Origin of the sequence: Andreprevotia lacus DSM 23236, from assembly GCF_900176275.1 — a bacterium.
Lineage (GTDB): Bacteria > Pseudomonadota > Gammaproteobacteria > Burkholderiales > Chitinibacteraceae > Andreprevotia > Andreprevotia lacus.
Genome location: NZ_FWXD01000045.1, coordinates 1 through 21678, shown reverse-complemented (window position 1 = coordinate 21678; position 21678 = coordinate 1). Strand labels below are relative to the sequence as shown.

General features: G+C 59.8%; 21 protein-coding genes. 14 read left to right on the top strand and 7 right to left on the bottom strand.

Annotated features, from left to right (window positions below; translation table 11 throughout):
- From B9A19_RS20745 to B9A19_RS20680, 14 genes are all read left to right on the top strand, one after another.
- Nucleotides 1-423, top strand: a 423-nt coding sequence (locus B9A19_RS20745; protein WP_084093063.1) for a pilin, incomplete at its 5' end; no start/stop codon positions are given.
- 113 nt (nucleotides 424-536) lie between these two features.
- Nucleotides 537-980: a pilin gene (locus tag B9A19_RS20740; protein ID WP_084093062.1), complete on the top strand. Its 444-nt coding sequence runs from the start codon at nucleotides 537-539 to the stop codon at nucleotides 978-980.
- A 182-nt stretch (nucleotides 981-1162) separates the two neighbouring features.
- On the top strand, nucleotides 1163-3004 hold the full coding sequence (locus B9A19_RS20735; RefSeq protein ID WP_084093061.1) for a hypothetical protein: 1842 nt from the start codon (nucleotides 1163-1165) through the stop codon (nucleotides 3002-3004).
- Nucleotides 3005-3092: 88 nt separating this feature from the next.
- On the top strand, nucleotides 3093-4499 hold the full coding sequence (locus tag B9A19_RS20730) for a hypothetical protein (protein WP_139799032.1): 1407 nt from the start codon (nucleotides 3093-3095) through the stop codon (nucleotides 4497-4499).
- A complete protein-coding gene (locus B9A19_RS20725; RefSeq protein ID WP_217807137.1) occupies nucleotides 4499-4912 on the top strand; it encodes a GtrA family protein in 414 nt (137 codons plus the stop codon). The genes B9A19_RS20730 and B9A19_RS20725 overlap by 1 nt, the downstream gene beginning before the upstream one ends.
- Nucleotides 4909-5871, top strand: coding sequence for a glycosyltransferase family 2 protein (locus tag B9A19_RS20720; protein WP_084093059.1), 963 nt, complete (start codon nucleotides 4909-4911; stop codon nucleotides 5869-5871). The genes B9A19_RS20725 and B9A19_RS20720 overlap by 4 nt, the downstream gene beginning before the upstream one ends.
- Nucleotides 5868-6653: a glucose-1-phosphate cytidylyltransferase gene (rfbF, locus tag B9A19_RS20715; protein ID WP_084093058.1), complete on the top strand. Its 786-nt coding sequence runs from the start codon at nucleotides 5868-5870 to the stop codon at nucleotides 6651-6653. The genes B9A19_RS20720 and rfbF overlap by 4 nt, the downstream gene beginning before the upstream one ends.
- Complete coding sequence (gene rfbG / locus B9A19_RS20710; RefSeq protein WP_217807136.1) at nucleotides 6650-7717, top strand: CDP-glucose 4,6-dehydratase; 1068 nt, start codon at nucleotides 6650-6652, stop codon at nucleotides 7715-7717. The genes rfbF and rfbG overlap by 4 nt, the downstream gene beginning before the upstream one ends.
- The gene (rfbH, locus tag B9A19_RS20705) at nucleotides 7714-9027 is read left to right on the top strand and encodes a lipopolysaccharide biosynthesis protein RfbH (protein ID WP_084093056.1); all 1314 of its coding nucleotides are present in this window, start codon (nucleotides 7714-7716) and stop codon (nucleotides 9025-9027) included. The genes rfbG and rfbH overlap by 4 nt, the downstream gene beginning before the upstream one ends.
- 59 nt (nucleotides 9028-9086) lie before the next feature.
- Nucleotides 9087-10898, top strand: a complete 1812-nt coding sequence (locus B9A19_RS20700) for a thiamine pyrophosphate-binding protein (protein ID WP_084093064.1) — start codon at nucleotides 9087-9089, stop codon at nucleotides 10896-10898.
- Complete coding sequence (locus tag B9A19_RS20695) at nucleotides 10891-11979, top strand: FkbM family methyltransferase (RefSeq protein ID WP_176217048.1); 1089 nt, start codon at nucleotides 10891-10893, stop codon at nucleotides 11977-11979. The genes B9A19_RS20700 and B9A19_RS20695 overlap by 8 nt, the downstream gene beginning before the upstream one ends.
- 8 nt (nucleotides 11980-11987) lie before the next feature.
- Nucleotides 11988-13079 (top strand): N-acetylneuraminate synthase family protein, encoded by a 1092-nt coding sequence (locus B9A19_RS20690; RefSeq protein WP_139799031.1) that lies wholly within the window; start codon nucleotides 11988-11990, stop codon nucleotides 13077-13079.
- Nucleotides 13080-13088: 9 nt separating this feature from the next.
- A complete protein-coding gene (locus B9A19_RS20685; RefSeq protein ID WP_084093053.1) occupies nucleotides 13089-13727 on the top strand; it encodes an HAD family hydrolase in 639 nt (212 codons plus the stop codon).
- Nucleotides 13718-14770, top strand: a complete 1053-nt coding sequence (locus tag B9A19_RS20680; RefSeq protein WP_084093052.1) for an NAD-dependent epimerase/dehydratase family protein — start codon at nucleotides 13718-13720, stop codon at nucleotides 14768-14770. The genes B9A19_RS20685 and B9A19_RS20680 overlap by 10 nt, the downstream gene beginning before the upstream one ends.
- Nucleotides 14771-14782: 12 nt before the next feature.
- On the opposite strand, the gene B9A19_RS20675 is transcribed toward B9A19_RS20680, so the two are convergent.
- The 7 genes from B9A19_RS20675 to B9A19_RS20645 form a co-directional block, all read right to left on the bottom strand.
- Complete coding sequence (locus B9A19_RS20675) at nucleotides 14783-15379, bottom strand: hypothetical protein (protein WP_084093051.1); 597 nt, start codon at nucleotides 15377-15379, stop codon at nucleotides 14783-14785.
- Nucleotides 15380-15524: 145 nt separating this feature from the next.
- On the bottom strand, nucleotides 15525-16961 hold the full coding sequence (gene cysN, locus B9A19_RS20670) for a sulfate adenylyltransferase subunit CysN (RefSeq protein ID WP_084093050.1): 1437 nt from the start codon (nucleotides 16959-16961) through the stop codon (nucleotides 15525-15527).
- 166 nt (nucleotides 16962-17127) lie between these two features.
- Nucleotides 17128-18054, bottom strand: a complete 927-nt coding sequence (gene cysD / locus B9A19_RS20665; protein WP_084093049.1) for a sulfate adenylyltransferase subunit CysD — start codon at nucleotides 18052-18054, stop codon at nucleotides 17128-17130.
- Between the two features lie 298 nt (nucleotides 18055-18352).
- The gene (rsfS, locus tag B9A19_RS20660) at nucleotides 18353-18724 is read right to left on the bottom strand and encodes a ribosome silencing factor (protein ID WP_084093048.1); all 372 of its coding nucleotides are present in this window, start codon (nucleotides 18722-18724) and stop codon (nucleotides 18353-18355) included.
- 11 nt (nucleotides 18725-18735) lie between these two features.
- On the bottom strand, nucleotides 18736-19362 hold the full coding sequence (gene nadD / locus B9A19_RS20655) for a nicotinate-nucleotide adenylyltransferase (RefSeq protein ID WP_084093047.1): 627 nt from the start codon (nucleotides 19360-19362) through the stop codon (nucleotides 18736-18738).
- 57 nt (nucleotides 19363-19419) lie between these two features.
- On the bottom strand, nucleotides 19420-20676 hold the full coding sequence (locus B9A19_RS20650) for a glutamate-5-semialdehyde dehydrogenase (protein WP_084093046.1): 1257 nt from the start codon (nucleotides 20674-20676) through the stop codon (nucleotides 19420-19422).
- Nucleotides 20677-20762: 86 nt separating this feature from the next.
- Nucleotides 20763-21542: a trypsin-like serine peptidase gene (locus B9A19_RS20645; protein ID WP_084093045.1), complete on the bottom strand. Its 780-nt coding sequence runs from the start codon at nucleotides 21540-21542 to the stop codon at nucleotides 20763-20765.
- Nucleotides 21543-21678 lie beyond the last annotated feature (136 nt).

Sequence of the window (21678 nt, the reverse complement as noted above, 5' to 3'; positions counted from 1 at the left end):
GGTTTCACCCTGATCGAATTGATGATTGTGGTCGCGATCATCGGTATTCTGGCCGCAGTCGCCATTCCGGCTTACCAGGACTACACCGTCCGTGCCCGCGTATCGGAAGCACTGAGCTTCGCTGATGCCGCCAAGACCACCGTGGCAGAAAATGCGGCCAACGGCGCTTACCTGGACGCAGGCTGGACCCAGCCGAGCTCGACCGAAAACGTCACCTCGATGGGCGTGAACAGCACCACTGGCGTCATCACCGTGGCTACTACTTCCAAGGCTGGTAACGGCACCATGATCTTCATTCCGACTTATGGCAGCGGCAACAGCGCGCTGGCTTATGGTACCGTACCGAGTGATGCCATCCAGTGGAACTGCAAGAGCTCGTCTTCCCTGCCGAACAAGTATCGTCCGTCGCAGTGCCGCAGCTAAGCTGATCCAGCAGGTTTCAGCACCCTGCAAGGGAAAAAAGGGGGCGTTGGCCCCCTTTTTTCTCAAGCGTGCCGGTTGCTGCTGCCCATTGCGTTTTCCAAGGAGGACGCAGCATGAAAGTAAATTGCAAACAGGGCGGCTTCACGCTCATCGAGCTGATGATCGTGGTGGCCATTATCGGGATCCTGGCTGCTGCAGCAGTATCGGCTTATCAGGATTACACAGTCCGCGCGCGCGTCTCCGAGGCATTGAACTTTGCCGATTCTGCGCGCAAGGCCGTCGCGGACAATGCCTTCAGCGGCGCTGCATTTGATGCCGGTTGGGTTTCGCCGGCCAGTACCGACAATGTGGCCTCGGTCAGCATCGATTCTGCCAATGGCACCATCACCGTGACGACAACCTCGCGGGCTGGCAATGGCAATCTGGTGTTTAATCCCAGTTATGGCAGCGGCACGTTGCTTGCTGTCGGGGTGGTGCCTGATGATGCCCTGGTATGGAATTGCCAGTCGTCAACGACGCTGCCCAATGCCTATCGGCCACCTATTTGCCGTAGCTGATGCAAATGCCCGGGGCTGGATGGGGGCTGCTGGCCCCCATTTTTCGTGGTTTGAGCGTGCCTTTCCAACTTGCCGGGACCGTGCGGATTAATTCAATCACGGATACTGAGTTGCCAGTTTGGCCAGTTATAATGCCCCGGTCCTGACCGCCATTTTCATTTCTCCCAACTGATTCCGTGCCCATGAGTCGTTTTTTTTTCGCGCTGCAACGTCTTCCCGGCAAGGCAACAGTGGTCCTTGTTCTTGCCGTCTGGCTATTGGCACATCCGTATGTCGGCATTTTCCATGACGGCGTGCTGTATGCGGGCCAGGCCCTGGCAATGGTCTATCCGGATATTTATCGGAATGATCTTTTCATTCAATTTGGCTATCAGGGCGGGTTCACGCTTTTTACACGTGGCTATGCCAGCCTGATTCAGTGGATGGGGTTGTCGCCAGCGACCAAGCTGCTGACTTTTGCGGTGCAGATTAGCTATGCGCTGGCGTTGATTGCCTTGCTGCGCCGCTATGGGGCTGCGGTGCTGGTCATCACCGTGTGCTTGATCATGGCGCTGCCCATGCATTATGGCGGATGGCATATTTTTGTCGTTGGCGAGGGTTTCCTGACCGCCCGTCCGATTGCTGAATTCCTGGTCATCTTCGGAATCGGCGCCTTACTTGCGCGAAAAATATGGGTAGCGAGCGTGCTCATGCTGGCGGCCGCTACCATGCATCCGCTGATGGCGCTGCCCGGACTGATATTGTGTCATTTGCTGATAGCAACGTGGCTTCCGTGGCGCAAGCGTCTGCTATGGTTGCTGCTGCCCGTATTGGCGCTTTCCGCATTGATTCTGGCCCACAAGCCGCCATTTGATCACCCTTTGCTGCAGTATGACCATGACTGGTTGCTTGCCACTCAAATGAGCAACGCTGCCGTATTTCTGGCTAACTGGCCCGAGCACGACTGGATGCGTGTTTGCTGGCAGCTGTTGACCCTGGGGCTGTCGCTGGCGCTGCCGGGCATGGATGAAACATTCCGTCGCATGATCAAGGTATACCTGCCGGTCTGCGTGCTTGCGTTGCTCGCGGCCTATCTTGCGACCGATCTTTTCCACAATGTCTTGCTGACCTCGTTGCAGCTATGGCGCGCAACCTGGTTGGCGCAGTTGCTGGCGGTTGTGGCATTGGCATGCATGTTTGCCCATGACGGGCCGGCCCGCGTGCAATGGCAACTGACCGCGCTATTGCTGGTGTTTGCGGCATTTCTGATCTGGTCGGTGTACTACTTTTACCCGGTCATGGTGTTGGCGGTGGCATTGGCATTGTGGCCGCGTCCGGTCCGCTTTCCGCCGCGCGTGGCTTTTGCTTTAACCGCATTGCTCGCGTTCTGTGTGTTATGTGGATATGTGGCTGGATTGAGCGCGCAATCCGCCAACATGCTTGCGATTTTCAACCAGGCCTATTTCAAATATTTCACGGCCTTTTCGGGCGCTTCGCTGGCCGCGCTGGTCTTGCTCGGCATGCTGCCGTTGTTGTTGGCAAGGCGCAAAGGGCTGCGTTATCTGATGCTGAGCTTGCTGGTTTGCATCTCGCTGACTGCTTGGGACCATCGTCCACCTTGGATCCGGGTTGCCGACACGGCAGCGGGCAACAATCCGTTTGATCGTTTGGTGCCCCATCACGCAACGGTGTACTGGGCCACTGCGACGCCGCTGACGTGGCTGACCATGAATCGTTCCGGCTACGCATTGGGGCACACAGCGGCAGCCACCTTGTTTAGCCGTGATTTCGCCATGGGCAGCACGCCGCGCTTGCGGCTGGCGCAGGATTTTGAAACCCCGTACCGGGAATGTCTCGACAAGGCCGCAGAAACGGGCCAGCGCTGTGTTTTCAACCAGAAGATACTGGATGACTTCTGTCATGCAGACAGCACGCTGGACTTTGTAATTACCGAGGCCAAGACCACCCGCGCGCCCCTGCAGTCGTGGCAGATCCCCTTGCCGGGGCGCATCAAGGAACAATACCTCTATGCATGCAAGCAGTAGGGCGCATATGCCGCATCACCCCATGGACGCATATGCCCCCCAGGGCCCGGGTCATGCTATCCAGCCCTCGAAGCTGGACCGGCTTGACGTGGCATGCCTGCTTTATGTGCTGGTGCCATCGCTGATTTTTATCGTGGGCTGGCTTGAGCTGCGCTATGCCATGATTTTGCTGGTGACAATGCTGGCCGGCTTGTTTTTTGCCCGGGAATCGCTGGGTTTTGCCGCACCCTCGGCGCTGTCCAAGCGTGTGGTGCTGTGTTGTGGACTGATTGCCATTTGCTGGAGCCTGTTGGGCGGCGCCGGACACTTTTTTTATGCCAATGCATTCGATTGGCGAATACGCGATGCGGTGCTGCGTGATCTGGTGGTTGCGGATTGGCCGGTGTTTTACCGTGGAGACAGCGGGGCAACGTTGCTGCGCGCCCCCCTGGGCTATTTTCTCGTCGCGGCCGGGCTGGGCAAGCTGACCTCGCTGCGCCTTGCCGATTTCTGGCTGTTCGTCTGGACCTGGCTGGGGGTGTGGCTTACTTTGATGCAGGTGGCCGCCTGCATGAAGAAACCCGTAGCGGCCCTGATCGCCGTGCTGGTATTCATGCTGTTCAGCGGGCTCGATATTGCCGGTTTGCTGCTGACCTCGTCGGCCAAACTCGGCGATCTTTTTTCCGTACAGCATCTGGAATGGTGGGGGCAGTATTTTCAGTATTCCAGCAATGCCACGCTGCTGTTCTGGGTGCCCAACCATGCGCTGCCTGGCTGGCTGCTTGGCTTGTTGCTGTATCGCCATTTCGACAAGCCGGTGTTGCTGCCGTGGCTCGGCTTGATGTTTTTTTCCAGCGCCTTGTGGTCACCACTGGTATCCATCGGCTTGGTTGGCTTGCAACTGGCCTATATGGCGCGCCAAGTGAGCGAGCGCTGGTGGCGTGATGGCCGAATCTGGTTTGCCTGGCTGGCCTGGGTGCCGGGCTTCCTCGTATTGGGCACCTATTTGACCTACCGCAGCTCCAGCATTGCATCCGGTTGGGGGTGGCGGATGATTCCCGACCCGCTACGCTTCTGGGAAAACTACCTGCTGTTCGTGGTGCTGGAGTTCGGTTTGTTCGCGATTGCGCTCTATCGTTTGCGACCGCGGCGTCTGCTGCTCGTCCTGGTGGCGATTTTGCTCATGTTGCCACTGTATTCGTTTGGTCCCAACAGCGACCTTGCCATGCGTGGCTCCATCCCTGCGCTGGCCATGCTGGCCATGCTGAGCAGCGCCGAGTTGATCCGTTTTGGCCGGGGCTGGCGTTGGCCGCGCATCAGTTGGATCGCTCCCCTGCTGCTGTTTTTGCTGATCGGTGCGGTCACGCCGCTGCACGAAATGGCGCGTTCGCTGCTCACGCCACGCTGGCGGCCGGATCTGGTTACCAATGTGTTCGATGCCAGCCACGGGGATGCCAGCAATTATCTGGCACCGGTGACGGATGTGAAGCAAGTTCCATTTCTGAAGAAGCGCTAGTGCTCAGTGATCAATCCCGCGACAAGCCCTCAGGCATGCTGACGCATTTCTGGAAAAATTCGACCCTGTTTCGATTCTTGCTGGTCGGCGGTATCAATACGCTGGTCGGCTATGGCATTTTCGCGCTGTTCATTTTTTTGGGGCTGCATTACACATTGGCTTCCCTGCTTGGGACCCTCTTGTCTATTCTGTTTAATTATTTCTCAACCGGGCGCCTGGTATTCAGAGAAAAAGGGCTAGGCAAGATCCCCAGGTTTTATCTCGGCTATCTGGTCGGTTATCTGATCAGCCTGTGCGCACTGTTTGCATTGGACCGATTGGGTGTTGATACTTATCTGGCCGGGGCGATCACCATACTGGCGATGGTTCCGATCAATTATTTTTTGAACAAGAACATGGTGTTTCGGGCATGAAGCAAGTAACGATACTGGGGCCGTGTTTTAACGAAGAGGACAACATCAACCTCTTCCTGGATCGGGCGATCGCGGCAACCGCCACTATTCCGGACATCGAATTTCGCTTTCTCATCATCGACAACTGCTCGACCGACAATACGGTTGCGCTGGTCAAGCAACGCTGTGCGGTCGATCCGCGCATTATGCTGATCGTCAACAACCGCAATTTCGGCCATATCCGCTCCCCCTACCATGGCCTGCTTGAAGCGCCGGGCGATGCAGTGATCTGTCTGGCAACCGACCTGCAAGACCCGCCCGAGCTGATTGCAGAACTGGTCGATGGCTGGCAGAAGGGATTCAAGGCCGTGATGCTGGTCAAGCCGCGCGCCGAGAGCAACAGCCTGATGGAGCCGTTCAGAAAGGCGTACTACCGCTTTCTGAACAAGATCTCGGATGCGCCACTGATCAATGATGCGACCGGTGCCGGACTGTATGACCGTGCCATGCTGGATGAGCTGCGCAAAATTCGTGATCCGTATCCGTACTTTCGCGGGCTGGTGGGCGAGCTGGGTTTTCCGGTCAAGAAAATCGTGTTCGAGCAGCCCGGCCGCCATGCAGGCATTACCAAGAACAATTGGTACACGCTGTACGACATCGCCATGCTGGGCATCGTCAAGCATTCGCGCGTGCCGCTGCGCATCATGGTATTCGGTGGGTTCTTCGTTGCGATCGTGAGCTTTCTGATCGCGCTGGGCTACATGCTGTACAAGTTGCTGTTCTGGAGCAGCTTTTCGGTCGGCGTTGCGCCACTGATCATCGGCCTGTTCGTGTTCGGTGGCCTGCAACTGATGATGGTGGGGCTGCTGGGCGAGTATGTGGCTACCATCCTGATGCATGTGCGCGGCATGCCGCTGGTGACCGAGCGCGAGCGCATCAATTTTCCCGGGCAGAAAAAAACCGAAGGGGAGCAATCATGAAAGCAGTGATTCTGGCCGGTGGCCTCGGAACGCGCATCAGCGAGGAATCGCACCTCAAGCCCAAGCCGATGATCGAGGTGGGTGGTCGCCCCATCCTGTGGCACATCATGAAGATCTATTCCCATTACGGGATCAACGATTTCATCATCTGCCTGGGCTACAAGGGCTATGTGATCAAGGAGTTCTTCGCCAACTATTTCCTGCATGCGTCCAACGTCACTTTCGATCTGGCCAACAACCAGATGACCGTGCACGAACGCCATGCCGAGCCATGGCGGGTCACGTTGGTCGATACTGGCGCGAATTCGATGACTGGCGGGCGGCTGGCGCGCGTGAAGGAATATCTGCACGGCGAGCACGACTTTTGCTTTACCTATGGCGATGGTGTCGTCGATATGGATATCGGCAAATTGATCGAGTTCCATCGCGAGCGGCGCACACAGGGTTGCGTGGCCACGGTGACTGCGGTGCAACCGCCAGGCCGCTATGGTTCGCTCGATATGGGCAATGATCCGCTGGTGAACGGTTTTCTGGAAAAGCCCAAGGGCGATGGGGGCTGGATCAATGGCGGCTACTTCGTGCTGGGTCAGGAAGTGTTCGACCTGATCGACAGCGACGAGACGATCTGGGAAGCCGAGCCGATGGAACGGCTGGCATCGTCGGGCCGGCTGGCGGCCTACAAGCATGATGGCTTCTGGGCCGCCATGGATACCTTGCGCGACAAGGTCCGTCTTGAAGAACAGTGGGCTGCGGGTAGCGCCCCATGGAAGGTTTGGGCATGAACGATGCATTCTGGCGTGGCAAACGGGTCTTGCTGACCGGCCACACCGGGTTCAAGGGCAGCTGGCTTACGCTGTGGCTGCTGAAAATGGGCGCACGGGTGACGGGTTTGAGCAATGGCGTGCCCACATCGCCGGCGCTGTTTGACCTGTGCCAGTTCACGGCCGATGAAGTCGAGACGATCTGGGCCGACGTGCGCTCGGCCGAGGTCGTTGCAGCCGCAATCGCGCAAGTGCAGCCCGACATTGTGCTGCACCTCGCGGCACAGCCGCTGGTGCGCGAGGGCTACAAAAGCCCGGTCGAGACCTTTGCCACCAATGTGATGGGCACTGCACACGTGCTGGATGCGGTGGTGAAAACCGCCAGCGTGCGCGCAGCGGTGATCGTGACCACCGACAAGTGCTATCAAAACAAGGAATGGGTGTGGCCTTACCGCGAGGACGAGCCGTTGGGCGGACATGACCCGTACAGCGCCAGCAAGGCTGCTGCCGAGCTGGTGACGACGGCCATGCGCCTGTCGTTTGCGCGCCCCGGTCTGGCGATTGCGTCGGCGCGCGCGGGCAACGTGATCGGCGGTGGAGACTGGGCTGCAGACCGGCTGGTGCCCGATTGCGTGCAGGCGTTTGCTGCCGGCCAGCCTATGACCTTGCGCCGGCCCGGCGCGGTACGACCGTGGCAGCATGTGCTGGACCCGCTGGCCGGCTATCTGCGCCTGGCCGAGTGTCTGTTCGAGGGGACGCCACTTCCCTCATCGGCATGGAATTTTGGCCCCAACGACGACGATTGCGTGCCGGTCGGCCAGATTGCCGAACTGGTGGCGCAAAGTTGGGGCAGCGGTGAAATCCGCATCGACGCAGCACAGGGCCCGCATGAGGCTGGCCTGCTCAAACTCGACAGCAGCCTGGCGCGCGCCCACTTGGGCTGGCGTTCGCGCTGGCGCCTGCGGCAGAGCGTGCAGAAAACCGTTGCATGGTATCGCGCCTGGCACGATGGCGAGGACATGCGCGCATTTACATTGAATCAGATCGCCGAATACGGCGCAGAACAAGAGCGGAGTGCAGTATGAATCAGGTGGCCTTGCGGCAGGAGATCATCCGGCTGGTCGGCGAATATGCGGATCAGCAGTTTGCGGCCCGGGAATTCGTGCCCGAAGTGACGGCCATCCCGCCCTCGGGCAAGGTAATCGGTGCGCCGGAGCTGCAGCTGATGACCGAAGCGGTGCTGGATGGCTGGCTGACCACCGGCCGCTTCAATACCGAATTCGAGCAAAAGCTCGCCAAGGTGATGGGCACGGCATTCGCGCTGACGACCAATTCCGGCTCATCGGCCAATCTGCTGGCGTTCTCGGCGCTGACTTCGCACCTGCTGGGCGAGCGCGCGGTCAAGCCGGGTGATGAAGTCATTACCGTTGCTGCCGGTTTCCCGACCACGGTGAATCCCATCATCATGAATGGTGCGGTGCCGGTGTTTGTCGACGTCAGCCTGCCGACCTACAACATTGATGTGTCGCTGCTCGAGGCTGCGCTATCCTCCAAAACCAAGGCGGTGATGATCGCCCACACCCTGGGCAATCCATTCGATCTGTCTGCGGTGGCGGCTTTCTGCAAGCAGCACAATCTGTGGCTGGTGGAAGACTGTTGCGACGCGCTGGGCTCTACCTATCAGGGCAAACAGGTGGGCGGTTTCGGCGACATCGCCACGCTCAGTTTCTACCCGGCGCATCACATCACCATGGGTGAGGGTGGCGCCGTGCTCACCAGTAATGCCGAGCTGCGCCTGATTGCCGAATCGATCCGTGACTGGGGGCGCGACTGCTACTGCGCGCCGGGCCGCGACAATACCTGTGGCAAGCGTTTCTGCTGGAAACTGGGTGACCTGCCGGAAGGCTACGACCACAAGTACACCTACTCGCACTTGGGTTACAACCTCAAGATCACCGACATGCAGGCCGCCTGCGGGCTGGCACAGCTCTCGCGGCTTGAAGGCTTTGTTGCCGCGCGCAAGGCCAACTTCCAATGGCTGTCCGAGCGCCTCGCCAGTTGCAGCGAGTTCTTGTTGCTGCCCGAAGCCACACCGGGCAGCGACCCGGCCTGGTTTGGCTTCCCGATCACGCTCAAGCCGGAAGCGCAGGCCATGCGCGTCGATCTGCTCAACTATCTGGATCAGAAAAAGGTCGGCACACGCCTGCTGTTTGCCGGCAATATCGTGCGCCAGCCATATATGCAGGGGCGCAACTACCGCATTGCCACACCGTTGGTGAATACCGACCGCATTCTGGAAAATACCTTCTGGATCGGGGTGTGGCCGGGCTTGACCGAGGCGGAGCTGGAGTACATCTGCGCGTGCCTGGAAACCTTCCTCGGCGTCAATTTTTGACAGTACGCTACCGCCGTATCGGCGGCAGCCTTGCAGCAACAGTTTGAATGGAAATGGATATGCAACGGGTTGCCGAACAAATTGCAGATTGGCTGGTTGAGCAGGGGATCGAGCAGGTTTTTGCCGTAACAGGCGGTGGTGCCATGTTCCTGAATCAGGCATTTGCCAGCCATCCCAAACTGAAATGCACCTATATGCACCACGAGCAAGCATGCGCTATGGCTGCCGAGGGCTATGCGCGCATCAGTGGCAAACCTGCCGTGGTCAACGTCACCACCGGCCCCGGCGGCATCAATGCGCTGAATGGGGTGTTTGGCGCGTATACCGACTCCATTCCCATGCTGGTGATCTCGGGCCAGGTCAAACGCGATACCCTGCTTGATTACAAGCAGGTTGAGGGTCTGCGGCAGCTGGGTGATCAGGAAGCACCGGTAGCTGCCATGGCAAGGCCGGTGACGAAATCGGCCAACGTTGTGCTATCAACCGCGGAACTGGCTGTGCTGCTGCCCAAGGCGCTCCATGAATGTCGCACGGGCCGACCTGGGCCGGTGTGGCTGGATATTCCGCTCGATATCCAGTCGGCAACCGAGCCGGTGGCATTCCAGCCCGCTGAAATCGTGCCCGAGCCCAAGATAGAGTTGCCGCTGGCACACATCCATGAGTTGCTGAGTCAGGCCCAGCGCCCGGTGTTGCTGGGCGGTACCGGTGTGCGTCTTGCCGGTGCGCAGGACGCCTTGCTGGCGTTGGCCGAGCGCCGGGGCATTCCGCTAGCGACGGCATGGACGCATGACCTGATTGCCAGCGATCATCCGCTATTTGCAGGCCGACCCGGCACCATCGGTACCCGTGCTGGCAACTTTGCGGTGCAGAATGCCGATCTGGTGATCGTGATCGGCTCGCGCTTGAACATCCGGCAGGTGAGCTACAACTGGCCGGCCTTTGCCAAAAATGCGACCGTGGTGCACGTCGATATTGACCCGGCCGAATTGAGTAAACCGATTTTCAATGCGCATGTTCCCGTTGCTGCTGATGCGCGTGATTTCGTGCTGGCGTTCGATGCGTATCTTGCAACCTGCCCCGCCTTGCCTGACTACAGCCCGTGGGCGCAATGGTGTGTGGGCTTGCGTACGCGCTATCCGGTGCTGCAGCCGCATCATCTGACCGGCGAGCGGATCAATCCTTATCAGGCTATCGATTTCGTGTTCAGGCATTTGCGCCACGACGATATCGTGGTGTGCGGCAATGCATCGGCGTGCATCATTCCGTTCCAGACCGGCCATTTGACCAGCGGCCAGCGCATGTTCAGCAATTCCGGCTCGGCCTCCATGGGCTACGATCTGCCGGCTGCGCTTGGTGCAGCCATCGCAGCGCCGCAGCGGCGAGTGATCTGCTTTGCCGGCGACGGCAGCTTGCAAATGAACATTCAGGAGCTGCAGACACTGCGCACTTTGCAGCTCAATGTCATCGTGGTGGTGATCGACAACAACGGCTATCTGTCGATCAAGCAGACGCATGAAAACTTCTTTGGCCAGATTGTTGGCGCTCATCCGGATTCGGGGGTTGATTTTCCCGACTTTACGGCGATTGCCGGTGCGTATGGCTTGCCTGCGCAACGCATTGCAGTGCGGGAACAATTTGATGCGTTGCACACAATGCTGCAGCAGGATGGCCCGCAGTTGATCCAGCTTGAGGTCGATTCTGAACAAAGCTTCGAACCCCGGTTGAAATCACGCATGGGGAGCGACGGTACCTTCCACACGCCGGAGCTGGATGACATGTTCCCCTTTATCGCGGAAGCCGAGCTTGAAGCGGTACGCGCAGAGGCGTTGGCCATTCACGCAATCCCGCGCAAGGAAACGCACCATGCTTGATCTGTCGCAACTCGGTAGCGAGGCTATCTGGCAGCAAGCCCGGATGCATGGGGTGCGAATATTCGGCGCCGGTGGGTTTGCGCGTGATCTTGCGCGTGCGTTGCTCAGGCTCGGGATACGCGTGCATGGTTTTGTCATTTCTGCGCAGGGTATTCAGCCGGATGTGGCTGGTTTGCCAGTGACCAGCATACATGCACTGAACGAACAGCAACGTGCACAGCCGATCTGGCTGGGTATTTTCAATCGAGGCGAGGATGCAGACTATGCACGCATTCGTGCGTTTTGCCTTGGCTTGGGACTGAACCAGCTTGTACACCCGCAGCAGTACTTCGATTTCGTGGCCAGTGAAATGGGTTGGCGCTACTGGCTGACCGGCAAGCAAGATTATGCAGTGGGGCAATCGCGTATCGAAGATGCCATTGCCCTGCTGGAGGATGATGCCAGCACTGCGACGATGCGCGCACTGCTTGATTTCCGGCTTGGGCATGCCCCTGAAACGGGGTCGGTTCCGGATATCGCACCACAATATTTCCCGTCCTTCATGTGCAGCCAGATTCGGGCCGGGTGCAATTTTGTCGATGGCGGTGCCTATGACGGTGCGACACTGGCCGAGGCAGCTCGCCATTTGTCCATTGGCCAGGCTTGGGCATTCGAGCCCGATATGAACAACTATAGATTGCTGGCTAATGCTGCGCCGGCATTGCCATTTCCGGTAACGAGCATCCCTGCTGGTTTGTCTGATGCGCCAGCGTTGCTTGGGTTCAATGCCGGCGGTGGGGAAGCAAGCGCAATAGGCCAATCCGGGAGTGACCGGCTGCCAGTGGTCAGTCTGGATGCATGCCTGGGCAATGCGCAGATCGACTTTCTCAAACTGGATGTAGAGGGGCACGATTTGCCCGCACTGGAGGGCGCCCGAGGTCTGATCCGCAAGTCACGACCGGTATTGGCCCTTGCCGGATATCATCGCTGGGATGATATTTACAAAATCCCGGAATTTATTCATTCCCTGGGAATGGACTACAAGATCCGTACTTTAAGGCATGCGTACAACACGTTTGACACGGTCTTTTACGCATATTGAGGCATGTTATGAATAACGAAATCTTCCACAACCTGTTCGTTCTTGAGCTGGCCAACAATCACTGGGGCAGTGTCGAGCGCGGCTTGCGCATTATCAATGACTTTGCGCAGGTGGTGCGCTTCAACAATGTGCGCGCGGCCATCAAGCTGCAGTTCCGCGATGGGGATCACTTCATTCAGAAGGACTTCAAGGGGCGTGAGGATATCCGCTACATCAAGAAGACCGAAGCGACCAAGCTGACCAAGGCGCAGTACGGCGTGCTGATCGATGCCATCAAGGCGCAGGGGTGCATCCCGATGGCGACGGCGTTTGACGAAGCCTCGGTCGATTTCTGCGTCGAACTTGATCTGCCCATTCTCAAGGTGGCCAGCTCCGATTTGAATGACTGGTTTTTGCTGGAAAAAATCGCCAAGACCAAGAAGCCGGTGATTGTGTCCTCTGGGGGCTCGTCGGGCAAGGATCTGGATGACCTGGTCAAGTTCTTTTCCAGTCGCAACATCCCGCTGTCCATCAACCACTGTGTGTCGCTCTATCCGAGCGAGGATGGCGAGCTGGAGCTGAACCAGATCGACTATTTGCGCCATCGCTATCCTGATCTGGTGATTGGTTATTCCACGCATGAATATACCGACTGGCACTCATCAATGTTGCTCTCGTATGCCAAGGGCGCACGGACATGGGAGCGCCATATCGATATTGAGGCCGACGGCATTCCGGTATCCCCGTATTGCTCGTTGCCGCATCAGATCGATGAGTGGTTCAAGGCCTTTCACAAGGCGCGCGAGATGTGTGGCGGCAGCCGCGAGCACAAGCGCATCCCGTCGCGGAGGGAGGTGGAATACCTCGAGGCTTTGGTGCGGGGCGTTTACCTGAAGCGTGATTTGCCAGCGGGTTATGAGTTCCGTCATGAAAATGCGGACGAAGATTTCTATCTGGCAATCCCGTTGCAAAAGGGACAACTGTCCTGCCGCGAAATCATGACGGGCCAGCGCACGACCTCAGCACTGAAGGCAGATCAGCCATTGCTGATTACCGATGTGGATAGTCCATATGCTTCTAACCCCAGCTTGCGTGACCAGATTTTCAAGCGCGGCCTCTAAGCTGTGGCATTGAACGCGATCGTGTTTGATCTGGATGGCACCCTGGTCGATTCGGCCGATGCCATCCTGCGCGGGTTTGCATTTGCGCTGGAGAACAATGGGGTTACCGCACGGTGCCCGCTTGAACAGTCGCTGATCGGTCCGCCGCTGATGCAAACGCTCGCGCGCATCAGCGGTGTGGAAGACCCCGCCTTGCTGGTGCAGATGGCCGCTGATTTCAAGGCCTGGTACGACGGCGAAGGCTGTTTGACCACCCCGGCCTATGCCGGCGTCGATGCCATGCTGAAAGCACTGGTGCTGGCCGGCGTGCCCTTGTTCATCGCTACCAACAAGCGATTGCACCCCACTGAGCGCATCATCAAGGCGCTGGGCTGGGATAGGCATTTCCGCGCAGTCTACGCGCTGGATGCCCGCACGCCAGCCTATCCGGCCAAGGGCGAGATGGTGTCGGCCCTGCTGGTCGAGCACGGGCTGGCAACCGATGCGGTAATCTATATCGGCGATACAGCAGGCGACGAGCAGGCATCGCGACAGGCTGGTGTGCAGTTCTGGGGTGTGGACTGGGGCTATGGTGACCTTGCCGCCCTCGATGTGCCGGTCTTAAGCACCGCTGCAGAAATCCTGGGCCGGGTTGCCGCATGGCGTTGAACCTGCAAGACCCGCTGATTGCCGCTGACTTTGCCCGCTTGCTGCCCACGCCGGGCCGATTGGCCGCACTGCATGGCAAAACCGTGCTGCTGACGGGGGCGACGGGCTTTTTTGGCCGCTGGCTGCTGGCCTGCTGCGATCATCTGCAGGCGCAGGGCGTGGCGCTCACGGTGGTGGCGTTATCGCGCGATCCCGAACGCTTTCTGGTGCAGGAACCACATTATCGCCAGGCGGGCTGGCTGCGCTGGTGCCGGGGTGATGTGCAGTCCCCCATCATGCTGGAAGCCGGGCCGGTCGATTACATCCTGCATGCGGCAACCGATACCTCGGCCGATGCGCACAAGCACAAGCTGACCATCTTCAACACTGTACTCGACGGCGGCCGGCATGTGCTTGATCTGGCTGCGCAGCGTGGCTGCAGCCGCTTGCTGTTTACCGGCTCGGGGGCGCAATACGGGCCGCAGCGGCTGGATGTTGCAAGGCAGCCGGATGATGCCGCGCAGGCGTGCGATCCCACCCAACCCGGCAGTGCCTACGGTGAATCGAAACGCGCGCTGGAGACACTAGCCAGCCTGTACGCCGAACAGTATGGCCTTGAGTGCTTGTTTACCCGCTGCTTTGCATTTGGCGGGCCGGGCTTGTCGCTGGATGGGCATTTCGCCATAGGCAACTTCATCCGCGATGCACTGTTCCGGCCAGAGATCACTGTGCGCTCGCACACGCCGGTGTGGCGCAGCTATCTCTACGGAGCCGATCTTGCGGTGTGGCTGTTGACGCTGCTGGTCGATGGTCAGGCCGGCATGGCATACAACGTCGGTTCGGATCAGGAAATCCTGATTACCCAACTCGCCGAACGTGCGCGCGATCTGCTGGCGCCGGGCAAGCTCATCGTGATTGCCGATACCGCCAATGCCGGCGTGGGGTCGCGCTATGTGCCGGATATCGCCCGCGCCAGGGCGCAGGGGCTGTCTGTCTGGACCAGCCTTGACGACACCATCCTCAACACGGCCAACTGGGCGCGCCGCCAGGGCGCAGCGCTCTGAAACGGCAGGCCGTTACGGCTTGCCCGGTGTACACCCCAGCTTGCACGGATGCACAAAGCGGTCGTCGATGCCCAGCGAGCTGACCGTATCGGCGTACAGCGCCATCAGCTTCTTGCCGCGTTCGGTCAGGCGGTAGCCTTGCGGGGTTTGTTCTACGGTTTGTGATTTCACCTGCTCGTCCAGCCGGCGGTGCATGGCACGGTATTCGTGCACGTATTTGCCGACGAAGGCGGCTTCCAGCTCGGCTTCGCTCAGGGTCTGGCCGGGGTGGTCGTTCATGTAGCCGAGCATGAAGATGGTGACCGAGCGGTCGGCGGTGACGGGGATGTGGGTGAAGTAGAGGATGCTGAGCGAGCAGACCAGCACCGCTGCCATCAGTCCGTCGCGGTAGTTCAGTAGAGCGGGCAGCCAGCGCAGCTTGATGAAGACCACCAGCGCGAACACCAGTGCGCCGGCAATCAGCGCCCAGGTGACGCCGCGATAGAAGAACACGCTCAGAAACGGACTGGCGGTGCTCAGCCAGCCTTGTGCCAGTGCCAGATAGAACAGGCCGGTGCCGAGCAGGAAGGCGCCCAGATGCACGGCCAGCAGTTGTGCAAAGCTTTTCATGGCAGTAAAAAGCCGGCTTGCGCCGGCTCCGTGGTGAGAGTCGCTGACAAAACCCAGTGTAACTGGTGCAGGCAAAGTGCGCGAAACGCAGGCAGTACAAAACGTACCACCTGCGTGCTGCCCAGCAGGGTTTTGCTGGCGGCGCTTACTTGCCCAGCAGGGCGCCGATGTCCTTGGCGCCCCAGTGCGGGAAGTGCTTGCGCACCAATGCGTTGAGTTCGACTTCGAACGCGCGGTAGCGTTCCAGTTCGCTCAGCGATGCTTCGCTGCTGGCTTGCTGGCTGCCGGTGATCATGCCCGCACCGGCAGTGGCGTTGCTCAAGCGGTCGATGATGATGAAGCTGCCGGTGCCGCGGCATTGCGCATAGGCATCGAACACCACCGGCGCATTCACTTCCACCGTCACCAGTGCGATTTCGTTCAGGCCGAGCTGGCTGGCTTCGGTTTGCGCCATGCTGTTCACGTCGATGCGGTGGGCAATCGCGGTGACCTTGCCGAACACGCTCTTGCCGGCCAGCTTGAACGCGTATTCCTTGCCGATCTGCAGCGGGCTTTCATTCATCCACACCACGTGGGCGCTGAAGGCCTGCGAGATGAATGGATGTGCATCACCGGCGCGCACCAGCATGTCGCCACGGCTGACGTCGATTTCGTCCTCCAGGGTCACGGTGATGGCCTGGCCGGCGTAGCCAGCCGGTTGGTCGCCCTCGAAGGTCACTACGGCTTTGACCTTGGAGGTCTTGCCCGATGGCAGCGCCACGATCTGGTCGCCCGGCAGCACGTGGCCAGCGGCGATGGTGCCGCAGAAGCCACGGAAGTCGAGGTTGGGGCGGTTCACGTACTGGACCGGCAGACGGAAGGCATCCAGGCTGGCGCGCTGGCTGATTTCCACGCTTTCCAGCAGCTGCATCAGCGTATCGCCTTCATACCACGGCGTGGCGGCCGATTCGTTCACCACGTTGTCGCCGCGCAGCGCCGAAATCGGCACGAAGCGGATGTCCGGAATGGTCAGGTCGCCGGCAAATTGCAGGTAGTCGGCCTTGATCTCGTTGAAGCGTGCTTCGGAGAAATCGACCAGATCCATCTTGTTGACGGCCACCAGCACGTGCTTGATGCCCAGCAGGCTGACGATGTAGCTGTGGCGGCGCGTTTGCGTCTGCACGCCATAACGCGCGTCGATCAGGATGATGGCCAGATCGCAGGTGCTGGCGCCGGTCGCCATATTGCGCGTGTACTGCTCGTGGCCCGGGCAGTCGGCAATGATGAACTTGCGCTTGTCGGTGCTGAAGTAGCGATAGGCCACATCGATGGTGATGCCTTGCTCGCGCTCTGCCTGCAGACCGTCCACCAGCAGCGCCAGGTCGATTTCCTGGTCGGTGGTGTTGTACTTCTGGCTGTCTTTCTGGATGGCTGCCAGCTGGTCTTCAAAGATCAGCTTGGAATCGTGCAGCAGGCGGCCGATCAGGGTGGACTTGCCGTCATCGACGTTGCCACAGGTGATGAAGCGCAGCATGTCCTTGTTCTCATGCTGCTTCAGGTAGCCAAGAATATCGCTGGCGATCAGGTCGGATTGGTGGGACATCGTCTTGTGTTCCGGTTAATTCAAGCAAAACGGCTGCAGGAGCCGTAGCGAGCAAGGTCAAGGCAAGGCGTCAGCACCGCAGCCACCGCAACGTACATGGGTACGTGAGGATGGCGAGGAGCGCACAACGCAGGCTTGGCCTTGCGCAGTAGGCTCATGCGGTCGTTTAGAAGTAGCCTTCCATCTTTTTCTTCTCCATCGACCCTGACGAATCATGGTCGATGACGCGGCCTTGCCGCTCGCTGGTGGTGGTCAGCAGCATTTCCTGGATCACCTCGGGCAGCGTCTGCGCGGTCGATTCGACGGCACCGGTCAGCGGGTAGCAACCCAGGGTGCGAAAGCGCACCGACTTGGTTTCGATGCTGGCCTTTTGCTCCGGCGTCAGGTATTGCATGATGCGATCGTCATCGATCATCACCAGCGTGCCGTTCAGGTTCACCACCGGGCGCTCGGCCGAGAAGTACAGCGGCACGATCTCGATGTTTTCCATGAAGATGTACTGCCAGATGTCCAGCTCGGTCCAGTTGGACAGCGGAAACACGCGGATGGATTCGCCCTTGTCGATGCGCGAGTTGTAGATGTTCCACAGCTCCGGGCGCTGGCTTTTCGGGTCCCAGCGGTGGTTCTTGTCGCGGAACGAATACACGCGCTCCTTGGCGCGGCTCTTTTCCTCATCGCGGCGTGCACCACCGAAGGCGGCATCGAAGCCGTACTTGTTCAGCGCCTGCTTCAGCCCTTCGGTCTTCATCACGTCGGTGTGCTTGGCACTGCCGGCGGTGAACGGGTTGATGCCAGCTTTCACGCCTTCCTCGTTCACATAGGTGATCAGGTTCCAGCCTTCGGCTTTCTGCTTGTCGCGCAGCTTGTACATTTCCTGGAATTTCCAGGTGGTATCGACGTGCATCAGCGGGAACGGCGGCTTGCCGGGGGCAAAGGCCTTCTTGGCCAGATGCAGCATCACGGCCGAATCCTTGCCGATCGAGTACAGCATCACCGGGTTGTCGAACTCGGCCGCGACTTCGCGGATGATGTGGATGGACTCGGCTTCCAGTTGCTTGAGGTGCGTCAGACGGGCGTGGCTGAGGGTATTCATGCGTACTCGATGCGGGCTCTTAGCGAGCGAATTGATTCAATTTCGCAAATGTATCCAAAAAATGGATAAAAGAAAAAGAATCTGTAGTTATGACTTTATGTTTTATAGGCTGCAGATCGCTCGGAAAAACGAATCGCGGCAGGGGGTTAGACCCACACCATCCAGGCAATAGGGGCGTGATCGTGGAATCAAATCACGCGCGCCGGCGTTTCCCTTGCCGCAAAAGACCAGAACCCGGCCAGGCCGGGTTCTTGATGCCGCTTGCGCGCAATCTGCGGTCGTTGATGCGAGCAGGCGCTTACAGCGCGCTCCAGCTCTTGCCCAGTGGGTTGAAGGTCGGCTTCTGGCCGCCCCACAGCTGCTCCAGATCGTAGTAATCGCGCACTGCCGGCAGCATCACGTGCACCACCAGCTCGCCGGCATCGACCAGTACCCAGTCGCCGCCTTCTTCGCCTTCAGTACCGACGATCTCGTAGCCCTTGGCCTTCAGTTCGACCGACACGTTGTTGGCCAGTGCGCGTACCTGGCGGTTGGAGTCGCCGGTAGCAACGATCATGCAGTCAAACAGGTCGGTCAACTGGGTGGTGTCGAGCGACAGGATGTCCTTGCCCTTGATGTCTTCGAGCGCGGCAACTGCGACGTCGCGCATGGACTGGGTGAGTTCGTTCATTCGATTTCCTTTTAAAAACGGTACAGCCCGCTCTGCGTTACGGCATCGGCCACCGGGGTGAGCGCGCTGACGTCTTCGCCGCGCACCAGTTTTTCCCTGAGTTCGGTCGATGACACCGTCAGCAGCGGGCTGGGTAATAAACTGATTTTACCGCGAGCCAAAGCCTGCGGCGTGGCAGAAACGTGCCGTTTGGCAAATTCTTCTGCAATTTCAACGGGCAATGCGGCCAGATCGTAGCCCGGCCGGGCCGCCACGACCAGATGGCCGAGTTCCAGCAGGGTGTGCCAATCGCGCCAGCGGTCCAGCTGCATCAGCGAATCGCCGCCGATCAGCCACACCAGCAGCGCATCGGGCTGCTCGCGCTGGATTTCCTGCAGCGTTTCCACCGTGTAGCAATAGCCGTTGCGGCGCACTTCGCGGTCATCGGCGGCAAGGCCAGGGTCGCCCGCGACGGCCTGTTGCACCCAGGCCAGCCGTTGCGCCGGGCTGACGCGGCTGACCGCGCGATGCGGCGGCAGGCCGGTCGGGATCAGTCGTACCTGCGGCAGCGCAAAACAGTCGCGCAGGGTGCGGGCCAGCGTGAGATGGCCGTGATGGATGGGGTCGAAACTGCCGCCGTAAATGCCGAGTGCGTTCATGCCTTGCCGAAAATGAAATGGCCCGCCGCATGGCGGGCCAAGCCTGTAAGCATCAGCTTAGATGCGGATTTCGCCGTTGCCCAGCACGATCCACTTCTCGCTGGTCAGCCCTTCCAGACCGACCGGGCCACGGGCGTGGATCTTGTCGGTGGAAATGCCGATCTCAGCACCCAGACCGTACTCAAAACCATCTGCAAAGCGGGTCGACGCATTCACCATCACGCTGGCGGAGTCCACTTCACGCAGGAAGCGGCGCGCCTTGCTGTAGTTCTCGGTGATGATGGCGTCGGTGTGGTGGCTGCCATAGGTGTTGATATGGTCGATGGCTTCGTCCAGATCGTTGACGATCTTGATCGACAGGATCGGTGCCAGATATTCGGTACGCCAGTCTTCCTCGGTGGCCGGGATGGCATCGGCAAGAATGTCGCGCGTGGCGGCACAGCCGCGCAGCTCCACGCCCTTGCTGCGATAGATCTCGGCCAGCGGCGGCAGGATCAGGTCGGCCACGTTGGCGTTGACCAGCAGCGTTTCCATGGTGTTACACGGCGCGTAGCGGTGCGTCTTGGCGTTGTCGCTGACGCGGATGGCCTTGTCCGGGTCGGCTTCGTCGTCAATGTAGACGTGGCAGATGCCATCCAGATGCTTGATCACCGGCACGCGCGCATCGGCGCTGATGCGGGCAATCAGGCCCTTACCGCCGCGCGGCACGATGACATCGACGAACTCGGTCATGGTGATCAGCTCGCCCACCGCAGCGCGGTCCGGTGTCTCGATCACTTGCACCGCGCTGGCCGGCAGGCCGGCCGCTTGCAGCCCTTCCTGCACCAGCTTGGCGATCGCCTGATTGCAATGGAAGGCTTCCTTGCCGCCACGCAGGATGGTGGCGTTGCCGGACTTGATGCACAGGCCGGCAGCATCGGCCGTCACATTGGGGCGGGCTTCGTAAATGATGCCGATCACGCCCAGCGGCACGCGCATCTTGCCGACCTGGATGCCGGACGGACGGTATTTGAAGTCGCCCATATTGCCGATCGGATCGGGCAGGGTGGCGATCTGGCGCAGGCCCTCGGCCATGGTGGCCACGGTCTTGTCGGTCAGCTGCAGGCGGTCGAGCAGGGCCGGCTCCAGGCCGTCGGCGCGGGCTTGCGCCATGTCCTGCTCGTTGGCGGCCAGCAGCGCTGCGGCATCGCGCTCGATGGCGTCGGCAATCGCGTTCAGTGCCTTGTTCTTGGCGCCGGTGTCCGCCTTGGCCATGGCCCGGCTGGCTGCGCGGGCCTGGCGGCCCACGTCTTGCATATAGGTTTTGATATCCATCGTCACAGCGTTCCCGCGCGGGGATGTTCCATTCAATCAAGCCATTGTATCGGCTTTCAGGCCTGACGAACCAGTTCACCGGTCAATCAGGGGCGCGGTGGGGCCTGCAATACCGTCACGCCGATGTTGTCGATCTTCTTGCGCTTGAACCAGTCCGGCGCAGAGCTTTGGGTGGCGATCAGCTGCGGGCCGGTGGGGGTATCCAGCCAGATCGGGCTGCCCGAATCGCCGGACAGCGTGTCGCAGCGGTGCAGGATGGTGTTGTCGCGGCGCAGTTTGCTCAGCGCGCAGCCACGGTGGGTGGTCAGCACATCGTCGTGGTCGCCGGCGTAGCCGGCCTGTGTCACCTGGTTGCCGGCCTGCGCAATGGCCGCTTCCAGCGCCTTGCGGTCACCGCTGAACAGTTTCATCGGCGCCGGCGCGGTGCCGTCGACCAGCTTGAGCTTGATCCACGCCATATCGTAGGGCGAGGCTTCCGGCAGGATGTAGAGGTCACCATTCTTGAAGAAGGTGCCCTTCTGGAATTTGGGGTGAAACACCTGGCCCAGCACCTGGTAGCGTGCGCTGTACTGGTCTTTGTGCACGCCGGTCTTGAACCATGCACCATCGTCGCGGTGGCCGGGTTCCATCAGGAAACAGTGCGCGGCGGTAATGGCCAGGTCAGGTGCGATCAGTGTAGCGGTGCACAGATTGCCGGCTTTGGTGGTGAGCTGGCCCACCGGCGCAAACGGGGCCGGGTAGGGCGGCGGGACGAACTGGCGGTCGTCATGGCCGAAAAAGAGGATATTGCGCTGCGCCGGGGTTTCGTCGGCATGGGCGGCGACGGATGCCAGGGCGAGCAGCAGTACGGCGAGGTGGCGTTTCATGTTGTGCCTTGCAAAACAAAAACGGGGACTAAGTCCCCGTTTTTGAAATTTCACAGCTACTGCCGGATTACTTGGCAGCCGAAGCAGCGGAAGCCTTGTGCTTCTTAGCTTGAGCCTTAGTAGCCGAAGCAGCGGA

What these genes read in the sequence shown, in the direction of transcription:
- B9A19_RS20675 (WP_084093051.1), bottom strand. Translation starts at nt 15,379, where the DNA reads ATGAAAAGCTTTGCACAACTGCTGGCCGTGCATCTGGGCGCCTTCCTG.
- B9A19_RS20735 (WP_084093061.1), top strand. Translation starts at nt 1,163, where the DNA reads ATGAGTCGTTTTTTTTTCGCGCTGCAACGTCTTCCCGGCAAGGCAACA.
- cysN (WP_084093050.1), bottom strand. Translation starts at nt 16,961, where the DNA reads ATGTCCCACCAATCCGACCTGATCGCCAGCGATATTCTTGGCTACCTG.
- B9A19_RS20720 (WP_084093059.1), top strand. Translation starts at nt 4,909, where the DNA reads ATGAAGCAAGTAACGATACTGGGGCCGTGTTTTAACGAAGAGGACAAC.
- B9A19_RS20650 (WP_084093046.1), bottom strand. Translation starts at nt 20,676, where the DNA reads ATGGATATCAAAACCTATATGCAAGACGTGGGCCGCCAGGCCCGCGCA.
- rfbH (WP_084093056.1), top strand. Translation starts at nt 7,714, where the DNA reads ATGAATCAGGTGGCCTTGCGGCAGGAGATCATCCGGCTGGTCGGCGAA.
- B9A19_RS20645 (WP_084093045.1), bottom strand. Translation starts at nt 21,542, where the DNA reads ATGAAACGCCACCTCGCCGTACTGCTGCTCGCCCTGGCATCCGTCGCC.
- B9A19_RS20680 (WP_084093052.1), top strand. Translation starts at nt 13,718, where the DNA reads ATGGCGTTGAACCTGCAAGACCCGCTGATTGCCGCTGACTTTGCCCGC.
- B9A19_RS20700 (WP_084093064.1), top strand. Translation starts at nt 9,087, where the DNA reads ATGCAACGGGTTGCCGAACAAATTGCAGATTGGCTGGTTGAGCAGGGG.
- rfbG (WP_217807136.1), top strand. Translation starts at nt 6,650, where the DNA reads ATGAACGATGCATTCTGGCGTGGCAAACGGGTCTTGCTGACCGGCCAC.
- B9A19_RS20690 (WP_139799031.1), top strand. Translation starts at nt 11,988, where the DNA reads ATGAATAACGAAATCTTCCACAACCTGTTCGTTCTTGAGCTGGCCAAC.
- B9A19_RS20695 (WP_176217048.1), top strand. Translation starts at nt 10,891, where the DNA reads ATGCTTGATCTGTCGCAACTCGGTAGCGAGGCTATCTGGCAGCAAGCC.
- nadD (WP_084093047.1), bottom strand. Translation starts at nt 19,362, where the DNA reads ATGAACGCACTCGGCATTTACGGCGGCAGTTTCGACCCCATCCATCAC.
- B9A19_RS20740 (WP_084093062.1), top strand. Translation starts at nt 537, where the DNA reads ATGAAAGTAAATTGCAAACAGGGCGGCTTCACGCTCATCGAGCTGATG.
- rsfS (WP_084093048.1), bottom strand. Translation starts at nt 18,724, where the DNA reads ATGAACGAACTCACCCAGTCCATGCGCGACGTCGCAGTTGCCGCGCTC.
- cysD (WP_084093049.1), bottom strand. Translation starts at nt 18,054, where the DNA reads ATGAATACCCTCAGCCACGCCCGTCTGACGCACCTCAAGCAACTGGAA.
- rfbF (WP_084093058.1), top strand. Translation starts at nt 5,868, where the DNA reads ATGAAAGCAGTGATTCTGGCCGGTGGCCTCGGAACGCGCATCAGCGAG.